At 61.7% G+C, this 16,702-nt stretch carries 18 protein-coding genes; 9 read left to right on the top strand and 9 right to left on the bottom strand.

The window, feature by feature from the left end:
- Nucleotides 1–41 precede the first annotated feature (41 nt).
- On the bottom strand, nt 42–359 hold the full coding sequence (locus QRN46_RS15200; RefSeq protein WP_007957537.1) for an ElaB/YgaM/YqjD family protein: 318 nt from the start codon (nt 357–359) through the stop codon (nt 42–44).
- 153 nt (nt 360–512) lie between these two features.
- Between QRN46_RS15200 and QRN46_RS15205 the strand changes: the two genes are divergently transcribed.
- The gene (locus tag QRN46_RS15205) at nt 513–767 is read left to right on the top strand and encodes a hypothetical protein (protein WP_007957535.1); all 255 of its coding nucleotides are present in this window, start codon (nt 513–515) and stop codon (nt 765–767) included.
- On the opposite strand, the gene QRN46_RS15210 is transcribed toward QRN46_RS15205, so the two are convergent.
- The gene (locus QRN46_RS15210; protein ID WP_285355612.1) at nt 768–1,682 is read right to left on the bottom strand and encodes a LysR family transcriptional regulator; all 915 of its coding nucleotides are present in this window, start codon (nt 1,680–1,682) and stop codon (nt 768–770) included.
- 84 nt (nt 1,683–1,766) lie between these two features.
- Between QRN46_RS15210 and QRN46_RS15215 the strand changes: the two genes are divergently transcribed.
- Nucleotides 1,767–2,690 (top strand): carbon-nitrogen hydrolase family protein, encoded by a 924-nt coding sequence (locus QRN46_RS15215; protein ID WP_285355614.1) that lies wholly within the window; start codon nt 1,767–1,769, stop codon nt 2,688–2,690.
- On the opposite strand, the gene QRN46_RS15220 is transcribed toward QRN46_RS15215, so the two are convergent.
- The 4 genes from QRN46_RS15220 to QRN46_RS15235 all read right to left on the bottom strand — a co-directional run bounded on the left by QRN46_RS15220 (nt 2,680) and on the right by QRN46_RS15235 (nt 6,297).
- The gene (locus QRN46_RS15220) at nt 2,680–3,237 is read right to left on the bottom strand and encodes a GNAT family N-acetyltransferase (protein WP_285355616.1); all 558 of its coding nucleotides are present in this window, start codon (nt 3,235–3,237) and stop codon (nt 2,680–2,682) included. The genes QRN46_RS15215 and QRN46_RS15220 overlap by 11 nt on opposite strands.
- A gap of 50 nt (nt 3,238–3,287) precedes the next feature.
- Nucleotides 3,288–3,761 carry an LEA/WHy family protein gene (locus QRN46_RS15225; RefSeq protein WP_169430282.1) on the bottom strand — a complete coding sequence of 158 codons (474 nt, stop codon included), beginning with the start codon at nt 3,759–3,761 and terminating at the stop codon, nt 3,288–3,290.
- A 70-nt stretch (nt 3,762–3,831) separates the two neighbouring features.
- On the bottom strand, nt 3,832–5,298 hold the full coding sequence (locus QRN46_RS15230) for a nucleobase:cation symporter-2 family protein (RefSeq protein WP_285355619.1): 1,467 nt from the start codon (nt 5,296–5,298) through the stop codon (nt 3,832–3,834).
- A gap of 99 nt (nt 5,299–5,397) precedes the next feature.
- Nucleotides 5,398–6,297: a LysR family transcriptional regulator gene (locus tag QRN46_RS15235; RefSeq protein WP_221614713.1), complete on the bottom strand. Its 900-nt coding sequence runs from the start codon at nt 6,295–6,297 to the stop codon at nt 5,398–5,400.
- Nucleotides 6,298–6,396: 99 nt separating this feature from the next.
- Here QRN46_RS15235 and QRN46_RS15240 point away from each other — a divergent pair, with 99 nt between their 5' ends.
- From QRN46_RS15240 to QRN46_RS15270, 7 genes are all read left to right on the top strand, one after another.
- Entirely contained in the window at nt 6,397–7,488 is a 1,092-nt protein-coding gene (locus tag QRN46_RS15240; protein WP_285355622.1) for a polyamine ABC transporter substrate-binding protein, read from the top strand.
- 26 nt (nt 7,489–7,514) lie between these two features.
- The gene (gene speB, locus QRN46_RS15245) at nt 7,515–8,474 is read left to right on the top strand and encodes an agmatinase (RefSeq protein WP_285355624.1); all 960 of its coding nucleotides are present in this window, start codon (nt 7,515–7,517) and stop codon (nt 8,472–8,474) included.
- An 88-nt stretch (nt 8,475–8,562) separates the two neighbouring features.
- On the top strand, nt 8,563–9,279 hold the full coding sequence (locus QRN46_RS15250; RefSeq protein WP_285355625.1) for a helix-turn-helix transcriptional regulator: 717 nt from the start codon (nt 8,563–8,565) through the stop codon (nt 9,277–9,279).
- Nucleotides 9,280–9,330: 51 nt separating this feature from the next.
- A complete protein-coding gene (locus QRN46_RS15255; protein WP_007957516.1) occupies nt 9,331–9,672 on the top strand; it encodes a nuclear transport factor 2 family protein in 342 nt (113 codons plus the stop codon).
- 22 nt (nt 9,673–9,694) lie between these two features.
- A complete protein-coding gene (gene zapE / locus QRN46_RS15260) occupies nt 9,695–10,813 on the top strand; it encodes a cell division protein ZapE (RefSeq protein WP_285355627.1) in 1,119 nt (372 codons plus the stop codon).
- Nucleotides 10,814–10,830: 17 nt separating this feature from the next.
- Nucleotides 10,831–11,412: a DinB family protein gene (locus QRN46_RS15265; RefSeq protein ID WP_201818330.1), complete on the top strand. Its 582-nt coding sequence runs from the start codon at nt 10,831–10,833 to the stop codon at nt 11,410–11,412.
- 98 nt (nt 11,413–11,510) lie between these two features.
- Nucleotides 11,511–12,008 carry a GNAT family N-acetyltransferase gene (locus QRN46_RS15270; RefSeq protein ID WP_197868189.1) on the top strand — a complete coding sequence of 166 codons (498 nt, stop codon included), beginning with the start codon at nt 11,511–11,513 and terminating at the stop codon, nt 12,006–12,008.
- A gap of 83 nt (nt 12,009–12,091) precedes the next feature.
- On the opposite strand, the gene QRN46_RS15275 is transcribed toward QRN46_RS15270, so the two are convergent.
- The 3 genes from QRN46_RS15275 to QRN46_RS15285 form a co-directional block, all read right to left on the bottom strand.
- Nucleotides 12,092–12,298, bottom strand: coding sequence for a hypothetical protein (locus QRN46_RS15275; protein WP_201818332.1), 207 nt, complete (start codon nt 12,296–12,298; stop codon nt 12,092–12,094).
- Nucleotides 12,299–12,483: 185 nt separating this feature from the next.
- Entirely contained in the window at nt 12,484–14,730 is a 2,247-nt protein-coding gene (locus QRN46_RS15280) for a TonB-dependent siderophore receptor (RefSeq protein ID WP_285355631.1), read from the bottom strand.
- Between the two features lie 145 nt (nt 14,731–14,875).
- The gene (locus QRN46_RS15285) at nt 14,876–16,621 is read right to left on the bottom strand and encodes a phosphoethanolamine transferase CptA (protein ID WP_285355633.1); all 1,746 of its coding nucleotides are present in this window, start codon (nt 16,619–16,621) and stop codon (nt 14,876–14,878) included.
- Nucleotides 16,622–16,702 lie beyond the last annotated feature (81 nt).

A 16,702-nucleotide genomic window follows, 5' to 3' on the forward strand; every position in this document is an offset into this window, starting at 1 on the left:
GAAAAAGGCGAGCCCGAGGGACTCGCCTTTTTTGTTCGCGCTCAGCGGCGACCGAGCAGCAATCCGACCACCAGACCGAACCCGGCGGATATCGCCACGGTCTGCCACGGGTGCCCGCCGATGTAGCTCTCGGTGGCGTCCACCGCCGGTTTGGTGCGGTCACGCACGCTGGTGACCGAATCCAGCGCCTGCTGCAATTTCTGGGCGATTTGCCCGCGCAGGGTCTCCGCTTCCTCGCCGACCAGCGAGGCACTGCTTTTGAGCAGTTTTTCCGACTCTTCGATCAGCGCCTGAAGTTCGCTGAAGGCCTGGTCCTTGATTTGGTCTTCGGCGGCTTGAACGGCGGTTTTCCGGGCCATTGGGTGACTCCTTGCAGGTGAATGGACAGTGAACAATGGAGTGTGGCGCGCCTTGAAAAGTTGCAGCGATTTTCCATCCGGAGCAAAAACCAGCGTCAGAGGTTTCCGTCCAGCGTGTAAGATGTCGCCATTTCATGCAGCAGGTAATTCCCGATGAGTTTCAATCTCGCCGACAAATCCCTCGCAGAGCGCGCCGCGCTGGAAGACGAGAAATCCCGACTGTTCGAACTCTGGCAGAACAATCTGGGCAAAGCCAAGGGTGAAGCCGCACGATTGTTTGGCGAGCGCTCCAAGCGCAAGGGTAAATGGGCCGAATTCGTGCGCGCCGAACTGGACGGCATGTCGCCGCCGGAGTTCGCCAACATGGTGCGCAGTGAAGTCAATCGCCTGATGGCGGCCAACAAGTAATCATTCGGTTCTGAAACTGGCGCCTATCGCTTCGCGCACCGTCAGTACCACCGGATCGATCTGGGTGCTGGTGCGCCAGCCCAGTTCGATCGGGTAACGCGGCAGCGCCAGCGGGCAGGGCAGCAGCGCCAGCCCGCTCATTGAAGCAATGGCCTGCGCGGCGTGGGTCGGGATGGTCGCCACCGCTTCGCTGCCCTTGAGCAGGTGTGGCAACGCCGCGAAATGCGTGGTCGAGGCGCAGACCCGGCGAGTCCTGCCCAGCGCCGCCAGCCCTTCATCGGTGATCCCGATAAAACCGCCCGACGACACCAGCAGGTGCTCGCGAGTGACAAACTCCTCCAGATCGATCTGCTGCTGGCCTGGCGCCAGGCTCGCCGGATCCACCAGACACGCATAACCCCCTTCACCCAACACCTGACGGCTGAGCAGCCGTTCGGCGAACCCGCCGGCGGTGATCGCCAGATCGATGCTGCGCTCCATCAGCGCCCGGGCGACGATCTGACTGTGGGTCTGGCGAAAGATCAGCCGCAGTTTCGGCGCGCGGCGGGCGATTTCCTCGATCAGCAGCCGCCCGTAAGCGATCTCGAAGTCGTCCGAGAGGCCCACAGTGACCGAGCGTCCGTCGTAGTGATTGGCAGTCGGGTCGACCATGGCCAGGCTTTGCCGACATTTGTTCAGCGCATCGCTGACCACCGGTTTCAACTGGTTGGCCTTGAGCGTCGGGGCCAAACCCCGTCCGGTACGCACGAACAATTGATCGCCATACACCTCGCGCAACCGGCGCAAGGCTGCGCTGACTGCCGACTGAGTCACGCCCAGACGCAACGCCGCGCGGCTGGCACTGGACTCTTCATGCAGCGCTTCGAAGACTTTCAGCAGGTTGAGGTCAACGGTTGCGATATTCATCTGGCTCATATCATTCAGCAGTGGATCGGTCTTTATTCATGATCCCGTGGCGTCGGAGAATCAGCAACACCTGAACTTCACGGAGTGACCGCCATGCCCAAATCAATCGTTGCCGCCCTGCAGATCGGCGCCTTGCCCGGTGGCAAGGCTGAAACCCTGGAACAGATCCTGAGCTGGGAAACCGCGATCATCGAATCCGGCGCCGCGCTGGTGGTAATGCCCGAAGCCTTGCTCGGTGGTTACCCGAAAGGCGAGGGCTTCGGCACGCAGCTGGGTTATCGCTTGCCGGAAGGCCGCGAGGCCTACGCCCGTTACTTCGCCAACGCTATCGACGTGCCGGGGGCGGAAACCGAAGCGCTGGCCGGTCTGTCGGCACGTACCGGGGCCAATCTGGTGATCGGCGTGATCGAACGGGCCGGCAGCACTTTGCATTGCACCGCGCTGTATTTCGACCCGCAGGCCGGCCTAGTGGCCAAGCACCGCAAGTTGATGCCGACCGGCACCGAGCGGCTGATCTGGGGCAAGGGCGACGGTTCAACGTTGCCGGTGCTCGACACGCAGGTCGGCAAGCTCGGCGCAGTGATCTGCTGGGAAAACATGATGCCGCTGCTGCGCACGGCGATGTACGCCAAGGGCATTGAAGTGTGGTGTGCGCCGACTGTGGATGAGCGCGAGATGTGGCAGGTCAGCATGCGTCACATCGCCCATGAAGGGCGCTGCTTCGTGGTCAGCGCCTGTCAGGTCCAGGCCTCGCCGAATGATCTGGGCGTGGAAATTGACAACTGGCCGGGAGATCGACCGCTGATCGCCGGCGGCAGCGTGATCGTCGGGCCGATGGGCGACGTATTGGCCGGGCCGTTGCGCGGCGAGGCCGGCTTGCTCACCGCCGAGATCGACACCGCCGAACTGGTGCGTGCCCGCTATGACTACGACGTGGTCGGCCACTATGCGCGACCGGATGTGTTCGAGTTGAGCGTTGACGAGCGGGCCAAGCCAGGCGTGCGTTTCACGGTTTGATGGTTTGTCGGCGCCGCCATTCTTCGCGGGTGATTTCCCAGATTTCCCGTGGGAAGCGGCCGCCGACGAAGTCGTCCTCATCGGTGCGAATCAAACGCATGCCGCTGCGCTCCGAGAGCTTTCGCGAGCCAAGGTTCGGTGCGGCTTTCGGTACGCGCATCAACGGTTGATCGAGGGTTTCGAACCAGTACCGGGTCACGGCTTCGCTGGCTTCGGTCATCAGGCCCTGGCCCTGCCAGGTCGGGGCGAGCCAGAACCCACGGTGGTTGTCCGGCTCGTCCATCAGGCTGATGTTGCCGATCAATTGTTCCGGCGCCGATTTGAGGCGAATCGTCCAGTGCCACTCTTTGCCTGCCGCAATGGAAGGCAGCGCAATGTCACGCAGATAGGTGAGGGCGCCGTCGTCCGGATACGGCCAGGGCACGAAAACGTTCAGATACCGCACCACTTCCCAGTGGGGAAATTGCTGCTGTATAGCCTCGGCATCCGCCAGTTCAAGCGGACGCAAAATCAGCCGTTCGGTGTACAGCGTGGGCGTGTCTTGCATAAACCACGACTTCCATGTTCTGACAGTGGGCCGTGCAGACTACCGCATCTTTACCAGGTTGCGGCACTTGCCCTGGGCAGACTGAGCTTGCCGGTATCGACAAAGCGCATCGTGCCAAACAACCCGCCCGCCAGTTTGCCGCGCAGTACATAGGGCAGGTTGTCGAGGGTTTGCGTCTGGCTCAGGCCCAATGTCTGGCGCAGCACCGAGAACGCGGAAATGCTCACCGGGACGCTGACGATGGTTTCGGAGAACCGTGGGATCGAGCCGGTCTGATCGCTCACACCCGACGCCAGCGAATGGCCGTTGACCTCCAGATCCAGCGCGATGCCGTTGTAGTCGATGGGCGTTTCGTTGGGGTTCTGCACGCGCAGCTTGATCGCGAAGCGCACTTCCAGATCCTGGCTCGGCAGCGGTTCGAGGCCGACCACGTTGATGTTCACCGGGTCGCGGTTGGGGAACAGCGCGCAGGCGCTGAGGGAGAGCAGAAGCAGGGACAGGATGACGGCTTGGATACGGCGCATTGATGCTCTCTCATTGAAAAAGGGCTGAACCGTCGCCGGTATCAGCCCTTTTTTCATCGAGCGGACAGGATCAACGGTTCAACTGTGCGACAGCGGCCTTGGTTGCGGGTTCAGCTTTGGTCGGCAGGTCGGGGTTTTCCATGACCTGAAGGATAGAGGCTTCCGGGTCGAAGTCATCTTCTTCCAGTTCGATGAATTCTTCCGGCAGGAAGATATTCAGCACGATGGCGCACAGCGCACCGACGGTGATCGGCGATTCGAAGATGTTGCGCAGCGCCTGCGGCAGTTCACGCAGCACTTCCGGCACGGCGGCGATGCCCAGGCCCATGCCCACGGAAATCGCCACGATGAGCATGTTGCGCCGATGCAGGCCGGCCTCGGCGAGGATCTTGATCCCGGCGACGGCCACGGTGCCGAACATCACCAGCTCTGCGCCGCCGAGTACCGGTTTCGGCATCAGTTGCAGCACCGCGCCGATCATCGGGAACAGCCCCAGCAGCACCAGCAGGCCGGCGATGAAGAACGCCACGTAGCGGCTGGCCACGCCGGTGAGCTGTATCACCCCGTTGTTCTGGGCGAAAGTCACCATCGGCATGCTGTTGAACACGGCGGCCATGGCCGAGTTGAGACCATCGGCGAGCAGCCCGGACTTGATCCGGCGGATGTACAGCGGGCCTTTCACCGGTTGCCGGGAAATCATCGAGTTGGCGGTCAGGTCACCGGCAGCCTCCAGCGGCGACACCAGGAAAATCACCGCTACCGGCACGAACGCCACCCAATCAAAGTTGAAACCGTATTTGAACGGCACCGGCACGCTGACCACCGGCACTTCGGGCAGGTTGGCGAAATCAACGGTGCCCATCAGCCACGCCACCACGTAGCCGAGGGTCAGGCCGATGACAATCGCCCCCAGGCGCAGGAACGGCACGTCAACCCGGTTCAACACCACAATGGTGCCCAGCACCAGCGCCGCCAGGAACACATGGCTGGCCGCGCCCAGATCCGCCGCGCCGAAGCCGCCGGCAATGTCGGTCATCGCCACTTTGATCAGCGACAGGCCCATCAGGGTGATGATGGTGCCGGTCACCACCGGGGTGATCAGCATGCGCAACTTGCCGATGAACTGGCTCAACACCACTTCGATGAAAGCAGCGAAGAAGCACACGCCGAAGATCGTCGAGAGGATTTCATCGGTGCCGCCGCCCCGGGCCTTGACCATGAAGCCGGCGCTGAGAATCACGCTGATAAAGGAAAAACTGGTGCCTTGCAGGCACAGCAGCCCGGAACCGACCGGGCCGAAGCGCTTGGCCTGAACGAAGGTGCCGAGACCCGAGACGAACAGCGCCATGCTGATCAGGTACGGAATTTCGCTTTGCAGGCCGAGGGCGCCGCCCATGATCAGGGTCGGGGTGATGATGCCGACGAAGCTGGCCAGCACGTGTTGCAGGGCGGCAAACACCGTTGCGGTGAAGTGCGGACGGTCGTTGAGGCCGTAGATCAGATCGTTGTTGCGCGGGGCTTTTTCAGAGACGGTCATGGTGGTTTGCGTGCCGCAATGCGGGGCCGGGTCGGAAAATGGGTGCGCAGGATGCCGTAAGCGAGGGGCGAGGGCAACGCATTAAAACTGCCCAAAAGGTCAGGTTCGACCAAAGGCTGACAGCAGATCTTCTTCAAAAGCCTTCTGTGCATCGCCGGGCACCTGCGCCCGATGGCGGGCCAGATGGAACGCCACTTCAAAGCTCAACTCGCCTTCGCGCACCGGCCGCAACAGGCCCTTGTCCTGCCATTGGCGGGCGTAATGGTTGGGCAGATAACCGACGTGTTTGCCTGACAGAATGAAGGCGAGGGTGCCTTCGACCTGTTCCGAGCGTGCCGAACAGACCTTGCCCTGAAACGGCTCGTCACTGCGCAGGAACCGATAGGGGTGATCGACCCGGTCGCAGGCCTGCAACGCCGCATCATCGGGCTCCTCGTCGGTAAACAGCGGATGGCCGGGCGCGCAATAAAGATGTTGGGTTTCGCTGAATAGCTCGCGGTAGTCGAACGCGCTCTGCACCTGGGAGAAGTAACCGATGGCCAGGTCCAGCCGCTGTTGCAGCAACAGACGCTCCATTTCGCCGGGCATGGCGCTGATCAACTCGATGCGCACCGATTCGTCCCGCTCGCGAAACCGCCGGATCGCATCGGCGACCCGTTGCAGCACCGACTGATCGACCGCTTCGGACAGACCCAGCCGCACTTCACCGATCAAACGTCCGGCGACGCCGTTGGATTGATGGCGGAAGGTTTCGATCGAATCGAACAGCGCCCGTGCGGCAATCAACAGTTGCTCGCCCTTGGGCGTCAGGCTGAAACCGCCCTTGCCCCGGTTGCACACCCGGTAGCCAAGGCGGGTTTCAAGCTTGGCCATTTGCTGGCTGATGCTCGACTGGCTCAGGCCCAGTTCACCCTGCGCCGCGCTGAAGCCATTGGATTCAACCACGCCGAGAAACAGCCGCAGGAGCTGAAGATCCACATCGTGAATTTGACCGAGCATCACATTACTCCTGAATAAAGTCAGGTTAACAAACTTGATATTTCTCGAATGTATCCGACGGCGCATCCTGCCACCACTTCCTTCGGTCAGGTGTTCGTCATGGCTCCCGTCTTCAAGCTGTGTTTGCCCGCTTTATTACTTACCGTCTCCATCGCCGCCCAGGCCGAAGAGAAAACCCTCAACCTCTACAGCTGGGCCGATTACGTGGCGCCTGAAACCCTGCAGCGCTTCGAAAAGGAAACCGGCATTCACGTGCGCTACGACACCTTCGATACGTCCGAGGTGCTGGAAACCAAGCTGCTCACCGGCGGCAGCGGTTACGACGTAGTGGTGCCTTCGTCCAGCGTGCTGGCCCGTGGCCTGGCCGCAGGAGCGCTCAAGGAAATTTCCCACGACGGGCTCAAGGGTTACGCCAATCTCGATCCCGATCTGCTGGAAAAACTGGCGGCGGTCGATCCCGGCAACCGCTACGGCGTGCCGTACACCTGGGGCACCCTCGGCCTGGGCATGAACGTCGAGGCAGTCAAACAGCGGCTGCCGGACGTGCCGCTCAACAGTCTCGATCTGCTGTTCAAGCCCGAATACGCCAGCAAACTCAAGGATTGCGGGATCGCGATTCTCGATTCGCCGCAGGAAGTGATTGGCCTGGCGCTGCACTATCTCGGTAAAGATCCCTACAGCACCGACAAGAACGATCTGGCCGCCGCCGAAGCGTTGTTGCAGCAGTTGCAGCCCTCGGTGCTCTACGTCGCCACGGGCCGGCAGATCAATGATCTGGCCAACGGCAGCGTGTGCCTGGCGCTGACCTACAACGGCGATGCGAGCATGGCCGCCGATCAGGCACGCAAGGCCAACAAGCCGTTTGAAGTGGCTTACCGGATTCCCAAGGAAGGCACGCTGGTATGGCAGGACAACCTCGCCATCCCCAAAGACGCGCCGCATCCGGAAGCCGCACGCGCCTTCATCGAGTTCATGTTGCGCCCCGAATCCGTGGCGGCGTTGACCAATACGCTGTTCTTCGCCACCGCCAACCAGGCCGCCACGCCGCTGGTGGACGAAGCAGTGCGCAACGACCCGGACATCTACCCGAAACCCGAGGTGCGCGAGCGTCTGTACGCCGACCGCAGCATGAGCCTCAAGGACATGCGCCAGCGCACACGCCTGTGGACCACTTTCCGTAGCCGCCAATAGCCTTCCCTAACAACAGGAGCACACCGATGGACGTGCCAACGCAAAACGATCAGGCCCTGACCCGTAACAGCCTCTACGGCACCGCTGCCGAAAGTACCTACGCCGGGATAACCAGTTTCATGCGCCGGCGCTACAGCCGCGACCTGCGCGGCGTGGACGTGGCGGTCAGCGGTGTGCCGTTCGACACCGCCACCAGCAACCGTCCCGGCGCGCGTTTCGGACCGCGCGGGATTCGTGCGGCGTCCACCGGGATTGCCTGGGAACGGCACTGGCCATGGGCGTTCGACCCGTTCGATCATCTGGCGGTGATCGACTACGGCGATTGCGACTTCGATTACGGCTCGCCGCACACCATCCCGGACAGCATCGAGGCCCACGCCGAGCATATTCTCAGCTCCGGCAGCGCCATGCTCACCTTCGGCGGCGATCACTTCATCAGCTATCCGCTGCTCAAGGCCCATGCGCGCAAGCACGGCACGCTGTCGCTGATCCACTTCGATGCGCACAGCGATACCTGGCCGGACGAGGGTGGCAAGCGGGTCGATCACGGCACCATGTTCTGGCACGCGGCGCGGGAAGGGCTGGTGGATCCGGCGCGTTCGGTGCAGATCGGCTTGCGCACCACCAATGACGATCATCAGGGCTTTCAGGTGCTGGACGCGCGGCAGGTGCATCGGTGTGGATGCGAGGCGATCATCGAGGCGATTCGTGCGCGGGTCGGGGATAACCCGGTGTACCTGACGTTCGACATCGATTGCCTCGATCCGGCTTTCGCACCGGGCACCGGGACCCCGGTGTGCGGCGGGTTGAGCACGGTGCAGGCGCTGGAGATCCTTGGCGGCTTGCGCGGGATCAACCTGGTGGGCATGGACGTAGTGGAAGTGGCCCCGGCCTACGACCATGCGGACGTGACGTCGCTGGCGGCGGCGACGCTGGCCATGGAGATGCTTTGCCTGTACGCGGCCCGGCACAAAGTCGACGCGTGATCCCCTCCGAGCCTGGTGGAAGCTCCTGACAATTTCTGACACCAGGCTCTGCTAAGCTCCGGCAAATTTTTCTCCGGAGCCTCACACCGTGTCGCGAACCACTCGCCTGTTGACCCTGCTGCAAGTGCTGCGTGGCAAGAAGCGCCCGGTGACCGCCGCGACGCTGGCCTCCGAGCTGGAAATTTCCGAGCGCACCCTCTATCGCGACATCGCCGAACTGACCGCACTCGGTGCGCCGATCCATGGCGAGGCGGGCATCGGGTATGTGCTGCGCAGCGGCCTGTTTCTGCCGCCGCTGATGCTCAACGCCGACGAGACCGAAGCCATCGTGCTGGGCCTGCGTTATGTTGATCAGCGTGGCGACGAGGTGCTGAGCAAAGCCGCCGCCGACGCGCTGGCGAAAATCGCTGCCGTGCTGGACCCCCAGGCCCAGGAGGCGCTGCGCAATCCAACCGTCATGCCCGGGCCGCCGGGCTACGGCTTTCCGCAAAACGCGGTGCCGTTGAATGTGTTCCGCCATGCGATCCGCGATCAGGCCAAGCTGCACATCGATTACGCCGATGCGCAGCAGGTGCAGAGCCAGCGCTTGATCTGGCCGCTGGCGCTGGGCTTTCTCAACGAGGTGCGGATCATCGTCGCGTGGTGCGAGTTGCGCGGCGCCTATCGCACCTTTCGCACCGACCGGATTGCCGCCGCCAGTCTCGGGGGCGAGCGCTATCCGGGGCGGCGCAGCGACCTGTTGCGCACCTGGCAGCGGCTGATGCAACTGGACGAAAACGGCCGTTTCACTCCTGACAGGAATTGACGCAGGGCTGTTCTAGGATGGCGACAGAACCCGAAAAAAGGAGCTGTAATCATGTTCCACCCCACCTCGATCCTCGCCCCGGCCATCGTTGAATACATCAACGCCGCCAATGCTCGCGATACGTCCCGGGTCGGCAGTTTTTTTGCCGAGGATGCCCACGTGTTCGATGAAGGCCATCATCAGGTCGGCCCGCAGGCCATCGCCAACTGGATGCAAGACACCGCCCAGCGCTATCAGCCGCGGGTCGAAGTGCTGGGCGTCCAGCAGCGCACCGGCAAGGTGCTGGTGCAAGGGCTGATCTCCGGAACGTTCCCCGGCAGCCCGCTGGAGTTGCGCTACACGTTCCGGCTCAACGAACAGGGCAAAATCGCTCGGCTGGATATTTCCCTGTAGCCATCGTGGCATACTGCCGCGCATGACTTTCGACTCCCCTTTGAGCGCCTGGCAATACGCCGTCGACCACAAGGGCTTCATCCAGGATGAAGCCCAGGAACACGCGGTCTGGGCCTTGCAAAAATGCCATGAAGCCCTGCACGCCGGTGCCCGTTCGGTCACCGGCGTTTACCTGTGGGGCCCGGTCGGGCGCGGCAAGACCTGGCTGATGGATCAATTCCACCAAAGCCTGCGGGTGCCGGCGCGGCGGCAGCACTTTCATCACTTCATGGGCTGGGTGCATCAGCGCTCCTTTCAGTTGACCGGGATCGCCGATCCATTGCGGGCGCTGGCCCGTGAGCTGGCGGCCGAGGTGCGGGTGCTGTGTTTCGATGAGCTGTTCGTCAATGACATCGGTGACGCGATCATTCTCGGGCGCCTGTTTCAGGTGATGTTCGACGCAGGCGTGGTGGTGGTCTGCACCTCCAATCTGCCGCCGGATCAGCTGTATGCCGACGGCTTCAACCGCGACCGCTTCCTGCCGGCGATCACCGCGATCAAACAGCACATGCAAGTGGTCGCGGTGAATGGCGCGGAAGATCATCGCTTGCATCCCGGCGCCATCGAGCAGCGTTACTGGGTCGCTCTGCCGGAGCAGGGTAGCGCGTTGAGCCAGGTGTTCGACGCGTTGGCCGCCGGGCAAACCGTCAGTGCCGAACCGGTGCCGGTGGGTTACCGCGCCTTGAGCGTGGTGCAGGCCAGCGATTCGGTGCTGTGGTGCCGTTACGCCGACCTGTGCGAGCAACCCTTCGCCGCCATGGATTTCATCGCGCTGTGCGACACCTACCGGGCTATCCTGTTGAGCGAGGTGCCGAACCTCAGTGCGAAAAAACGCGAAGGGCGGATTGCCCGTGGCACCGAGGACGGCGCGGAGCGGGTGGTGGCCGGCGATCGCGAACTGCCGCAACTGTCCGTGCACGACGACGGCGTGCGCCGCTTCATCGCACTGGTCGACGAGTGCTACGACCGGAAAGTGCCGCTGTACATCGAGGCCGAAGTGCCGATGGACGCGCTGTACACCGAGGGCTATCTGGAATTCCCGTTCCGCCGGACCCTCAGCCGCTTGCAGGAGATGCAGCTGCAACGCTTTGCCGAGAGCTGAAACACGGAGGGCGCGACATGACTCAGCCACTGTCCCACCATTTGCTGACCATGGCCTATCAGAATGCCTGGGCCAACCATCGACTGGCCAAGGCCTGGAGCCAGCTTGATGACGCGGAGCTGGCGGCGCCACGGGTCAGTTTCTTCCCGAGCATCCGCCTGACCCTCAATCACATCCTCACCTGCGACTGGTTCTACGTCGACGCGCTGGAACGTGAGTTGCGCGGTGACGAACCGCATCCCGATTGCTATGTGTTCTTCAACGCTGACGAGCCCTTCACCGAGGTGCAGGCCTTGCGCCGTGAGCAGGCCCATGTCGACCGTCGACTGATCGCCTACTGCGAGCAACTGCGCGATGCCGATCTGGGGCGCATTGTCACCATCGCCCGCGACACGCCACAGCACGACAGTCGTCTGCGGATGATCTCGCACCTGTTCGAACATCAGATTCACCATCGTGGCCAGGTCCACGCCATGCTCAGCGGCACCTCGGTGAAGCCACCTCAACTGGACGAGTTTTTCTGTGTCGGCGAGTCCGGTCTGCGAGCCGAGGATTTCGCCGAACTGGGCTGGACCGAAGAGCTTGTCTGGGGGCACTGAAAACGCCGGGTTGTCGCCGGGGCCTGCCTCGCGCTAAGGTCGCCGAGCCTATCAGTGCGTATCAAACGCGCCGGGGCCCCGTGCGATCGAGGAAGGAAATGGATTCCGCAGAAATTCTTGTGCTTCAAGCCAGTTACACCAACCCGGTGCATGCCGAGGCCATCGGTGTGGTGCTCAATCATTACGCCGAAGACCCGATGGGTGGCGGCCATCCCATTGCCCCCGAACTGTTGCAGCAATTGCCCGCCGAACTGGCCAAGCGGCCCCACGCGTTCAGCGTCCTGGCGTTTGTCGGTGGCGAGCCGGCGGGGCTGGTGAACTGTTTTGAAGGGTTTTCCACGTTTGCCTGCAAACCTCTGGTCAACGTGCATGACGTGTCAGTGGTGACGAAGTTTCGCGGTCTGGGGCTGAGTCAGAAAATGCTGCGCAAGGTCGAGGACATTGCCCGTCAGCGTGGTTGCTGCAAGATCACTCTGGAAGTGCTTGAGGGCAACGCCGTGGCGCAAAATTCCTATGCCAAATTCGGCTTCGCGCCGGGCATGTTCGACCCGAGTCACGGGCGCATGCTGTTCTGGATCAAGGAGCTGCAGGCATAAAAAAAGGCGCCCGAACAGGGCGCCCAACTGTCATCTGCGGGGCCAGAGCGGTGCCATCGCAGGTCCATCGGTAAAGCGTTCGCTCAAGGGCGATAGGACTCGGTGACCTGAGCGGTCTGGTCGTCCGGAACCTTGAGTTCGTGGGTCTTCGCTTCAGCCTGTTGGCTCTGTGCGGAATGAACCGGGAAATTGGCCCAGTAATGTCTCATGCGCTCGGCGCCGCCTTCGGCGAATGCGCTGGCGGATGCCAATGTGAGTAGACCGGCAAGGATTGCAGTCGTGGTTTTCATGGTGCCTCCTACGAAAAATGTCGGAGCCGTTCGTCCATGAATCTGGTCCTCGGGGCGCAGTGTCCGTCGAGGGCATTAACAAGAGGTTAACGCTCGTTCAGTTTAGGTTTTACCGGGTGTTTCCACGGCGTATCGGACAAGCGCTGCACGCGTGAATGACGCGTGCAGATCGCAAGGGAAGGGCGTCAGAGTTTCCAGTCGAGGCCCAGCGTCACGGTTCGAGGATCGCCCCAGAACACGCCGTTGTAGAAGCCGACGTTGTCGTAATACTTCTTGTCGAACAGGTTGTCGACGTTGAGGGACGCCGACAGGTGTTTGTCGAACTCGTAGCGCGACATCAGCTTGACCACGGAGTAAGCGCCCTGACTGATCCGGGTCCGTTCGGTGATGACCCGCCCATTGGCACCGCGCCCGACCGGGCGATTGGAATTGCCATAGACGTCGCTCTGCCAGTTCACGGCGCCGCCCACGGTCAGGGCATTCCAGTTGCCGGGCAGGCGATAGGCCGTGGAGAGGCGCAACATGTTCAATGGCTGGTTGGTGTTGCTGCGTTGTTTCTCGCCGTTGGCCGAGTGGGTGTAGGTGTAGCCGGCGGTCATGTTCCAGCCATCCAGGATTTCACCCGAAACCTCGGCTTCGAAACCGTTGACCTTGTTGCCTTTGCCGCCCGACTTGTAGAACTCCTCACCGGTGACCGGATCCGGTAATACCGAATCATCAACTTCGGCGACATTGTCCTGTTTGCTCCAGAACACGGCCGTGGCCAGGTTCAGGCGCTCGTCGAGCAGGCTGCCCTTGAGGCCTATTTCATAGTTGCTGCCGACGACCGGCTCAAGGAATTTGCGATTGGCATCGCGGTAATCCTGAGGGTTGAAAATGTCGGTGTAGCTGGCGTACACGGTGTACTCGGGCGTCAGGTCGTAGAGCAGTCCCGCGTACGGCGTCCACATGTCGTTGTGTTGCTGGCGGCTCGCGTCGACAGCGCTCACTTGCAGCTTGTCGTCAAACGTATTGTCGGCTTTTGACGCTTTCCAGCTGCCGTAACGGCTGCCGAGTACCGCGTGCAAGTCGTCGGTGAAACTCAGGCGTGTGGCCAGGTAACCGGCTTTCTGGCGGGTGCTGGAGGTGGAGCCGGTCAAGCCTGTGACGGTGTCGGGGAATCTGGCGATATCGCCCATGTATTTCCAGTCGCGGATCCGTCCGTAACCCGGCGGCACCGGGCCGTCGATCGTATAAGGGGAGCGCTCGCTGCGCTCGGCTTCGCCATATCCGAACATCATTTCGTGTTCGCGACCGAACAGCGCATAGGGGCCCGACACGTTGAAGTCGTAAGTCTTCATCTTCTGCGTGCCGATCATATGCGACATGTAGGCTGCCATCCCGCTGCGGTCGTCCGCGGGGAAACCGGTTCCGCCGTAGTAGACCTTGCCGTCGGTATCGCTCTGGCGATGGGTGTAGGCCGCTTTCAGGTGCCAGCCGCCCGCCAGCGCCTGATCGAGGGTGGCGAATGCTGTCTTGTCCTTGATCGGCCAAGAGCTCCACGACGTCGCCATGTTGGTCGAGCGGCCGAGGCGCGCCTTGCCACCGTCGGCGTTCCAGTACGGCACAGTGCCCCAGGAGCTGCCTTGTACTTGCTTGTCCTGGTAGTCGTAGCCGACAGCCAGCACGGTCGACTCTGTCAGATCGGCCTCGAGGATGCCGTACCCGACTTCCCGTTGCAGCGCGTAGTGGTCGCGAATCGACTGGCTGTCGCGATAGGCCAGCACGCTGCGGCCGCGCAAACGGCCATCGAAGGCAAGCGGACCACCCACGTCCACGTAACTGTAGTAATCGTCATAACTGCCGCCGCTGACGCCGGCCAGCGCCTGCAACTGCGCGGTGGGGCGTTTGCGCACCATGTTGATGGTGGCAGAAGGATCACCTGCGCCGGTGGTCAGGCCGGTGGCGCCCCGAACCACTTCGATCCGGTCGTAGATGATCGTGTCGGAATCGGACTTCATTCGGCTGAAAGTGTTGAGCATCCCGTCAATCTGAAAGTTGTTGATCGAGTAGCCACGGGATGAATAGTTGACCCGATCCGAGTCGTAATGCTGCACCACGACGCCGGTGGTCTGGCTCATGGCCTGGGTCAATGTACCGAGCTTGAAATCATCCATCTGCTGACGAGTGACCACAGACACTGACTGCGGGGTTTCCTTGAACGACAGGTTCAACCGCGTTGCCGTGCTCATGGCACCGGTGGTGTAGGCGTGGGTGTTTTCAGTGGTGCTGCCCAGGCCTTGGGCGGTGATGTTCGTGGAGGCCAGTTCCAGCGCCGGTGTAGCGGGGGGTAACTGTTTTTCTGTGTCGGTTTCAGCCAGCAGATCCGGGCTCAATGCAACGCTGCACACGCCCAGGGTGAGGGTCATGGAACGGGTGATGGGCGCGAACATCGCAGCCGACTCCTTGTCTTTGAGGGAAAAATTCCGTTTGTTCAAAGACGAAGGTGAAGAGGGCGATTTAGTACCAAACGAGAAATATTATTATTTGAAGGTGTTTCAGTCAGACGAAAAAAAGGGCCGTTTCCGGCCCTTCTCGTTACTGCTGCAGCACCACTTCTGTGGCGGCGGGTTTTTTCGGCTTCATCAGGCTGAAGTCGATCAGGGCCCGCTGTTCGCGTTCGTAAGGATTGCCGATCAACAGCGGACGCGGCTTGAAGCTGTCGCTGACCAGGCTCTTGCTGCGATCCAGTTCATCGAAACTCAAACCGGCCAGATCCGCCCAGGTGTGGATCAGGTGCGAGCTGCTGTAAGGGCGGCTCAGATCCCCGGCGAAGCTCCAGTCATGGGTTTCACGCCATTTTGGCGAGGCCCAGGCCATGAACGGAATGGTGTACATCGGCGCTGTCGGCTTGTTTTCGTTGCGACCCAGAGTGCCGTGGCCCACCGAGTCGAACACGTCTTCACCGTGGTCGGAGAGGTACAACAAGAAGCCGTTCGGATCGGATTTGGCGTAGTCCTTGATCAGGCTCGAGACCACGAAATCGTTGTACAGCACCGCGTTGTCGTAGCTGTTGTAGGTCGGCACCTGATCGTCACGCACACCGGCCGGAACGCCGTTGCGATCCTGGAACTTGTCGAAGCTCGGCGGATAACGGTACTGGTAGCTCATGTGTGTACCGAGCAGATGCACGACGATCAACTTGCGCGGCGCCGCATCGGCCAGCGCCTTGTTGAACGGCTCGATCACGTCGCCGTCGTACTGCGCGGCGTTCTGGTTGCGGTTATTGTTCAGGTACACCTGCTCGTCGGCCTGTTCGGAGAACGTCGTGAGCATGGTGTTGCGCTTGGTCATGGTCTGCTGGTTGGTGATCCAGAACGTCTTGTAGCCGGCCTGTTTCATCATGCTGACCAGCGACGGCGTGGACAGGTACAGGTCCGGGTTCTCTTCGTCGGCGAAGGTCAGCACCTGCTGCAGCGCTTCGATGGTGTACGGGCGCGGGGTGATGACGTTGTCGAAGACCGCCAGCTGATCCTTGAGCTTGTCCAGTTCCGGCGTGGTTTTACGCGGGTAACCGTAGAGGCTCATGCGCTGGCGGTTGGTGGATTCGCCGATGACCAGCACCAGAGTCGCCGGCTGGTTGGCGCCCGAGTCCTTGAGGTTTTTCAGCGGTGGGATCTTGCTCGCGCTGTGCAGCATGCCCTGCATGTCGGCCAGGGTTTCCTGATAGCGGTGATAAGCCACGGCCATCTGCCACGGTACGGCCGGCTCGATGCGGGTTTCGAATTTCTCGAAGCCTTGGGCGAAGCTGCCGGTACGCATGGTCTGCTTGACCAGCGGATAACCGATCACGGCCACCAGAATCGCCATGGCGGCAACAAATGCCCGGCCACGGGGCAGGTAGACCGGACGCAGGCGGGTCCACAGGAAATACGCGAATGCGGTGTGCGCGAGGAACGCCGGGACCATCCACCAGGCAAAGTACTGGGTCATGTACTCGCCGGCTTCGGACACGTTCGACTCGAACATGATGAAAATCACGCTCTGGGAAAATTCCTGCTGGTAGATGAAGAAGTAACCCAGGCTGGCCATCGAGCAGGCCCACAGCACCACGCCGATCAGCGCGGCGAGCAGTCGGGTGCGTTTGGGTAACAGCAGCATCGGCGCGAGCCACACGGCGCTCATCACGAAAGCCTGGCGGAACCCGGTAAACCCTGAGGTGCCTGTCAACTGGATCAGTAGTTGGGTGATACCGGAGAAGTACCAGAAGAACACGAACAGCCAGATGAAACCGGCCCAGTCGAAACCTGTCGCAGTCGTTTTGCTGCGTTTGAACACCGCCATTCAGCACTCCAGCTCAGTCGTCACACCCACCGCCGGGCGCCTCATGCAACGGCGCATGAGCCCGGCGAACGGAAGCCGTGC

It is taken from the genome of Pseudomonas sp. lyk4-R2A-10 (assembly GCF_030209075.1).
GTDB lineage: Bacteria > Pseudomonadota > Gammaproteobacteria > Pseudomonadales > Pseudomonadaceae > Aquipseudomonas > Aquipseudomonas glycinae.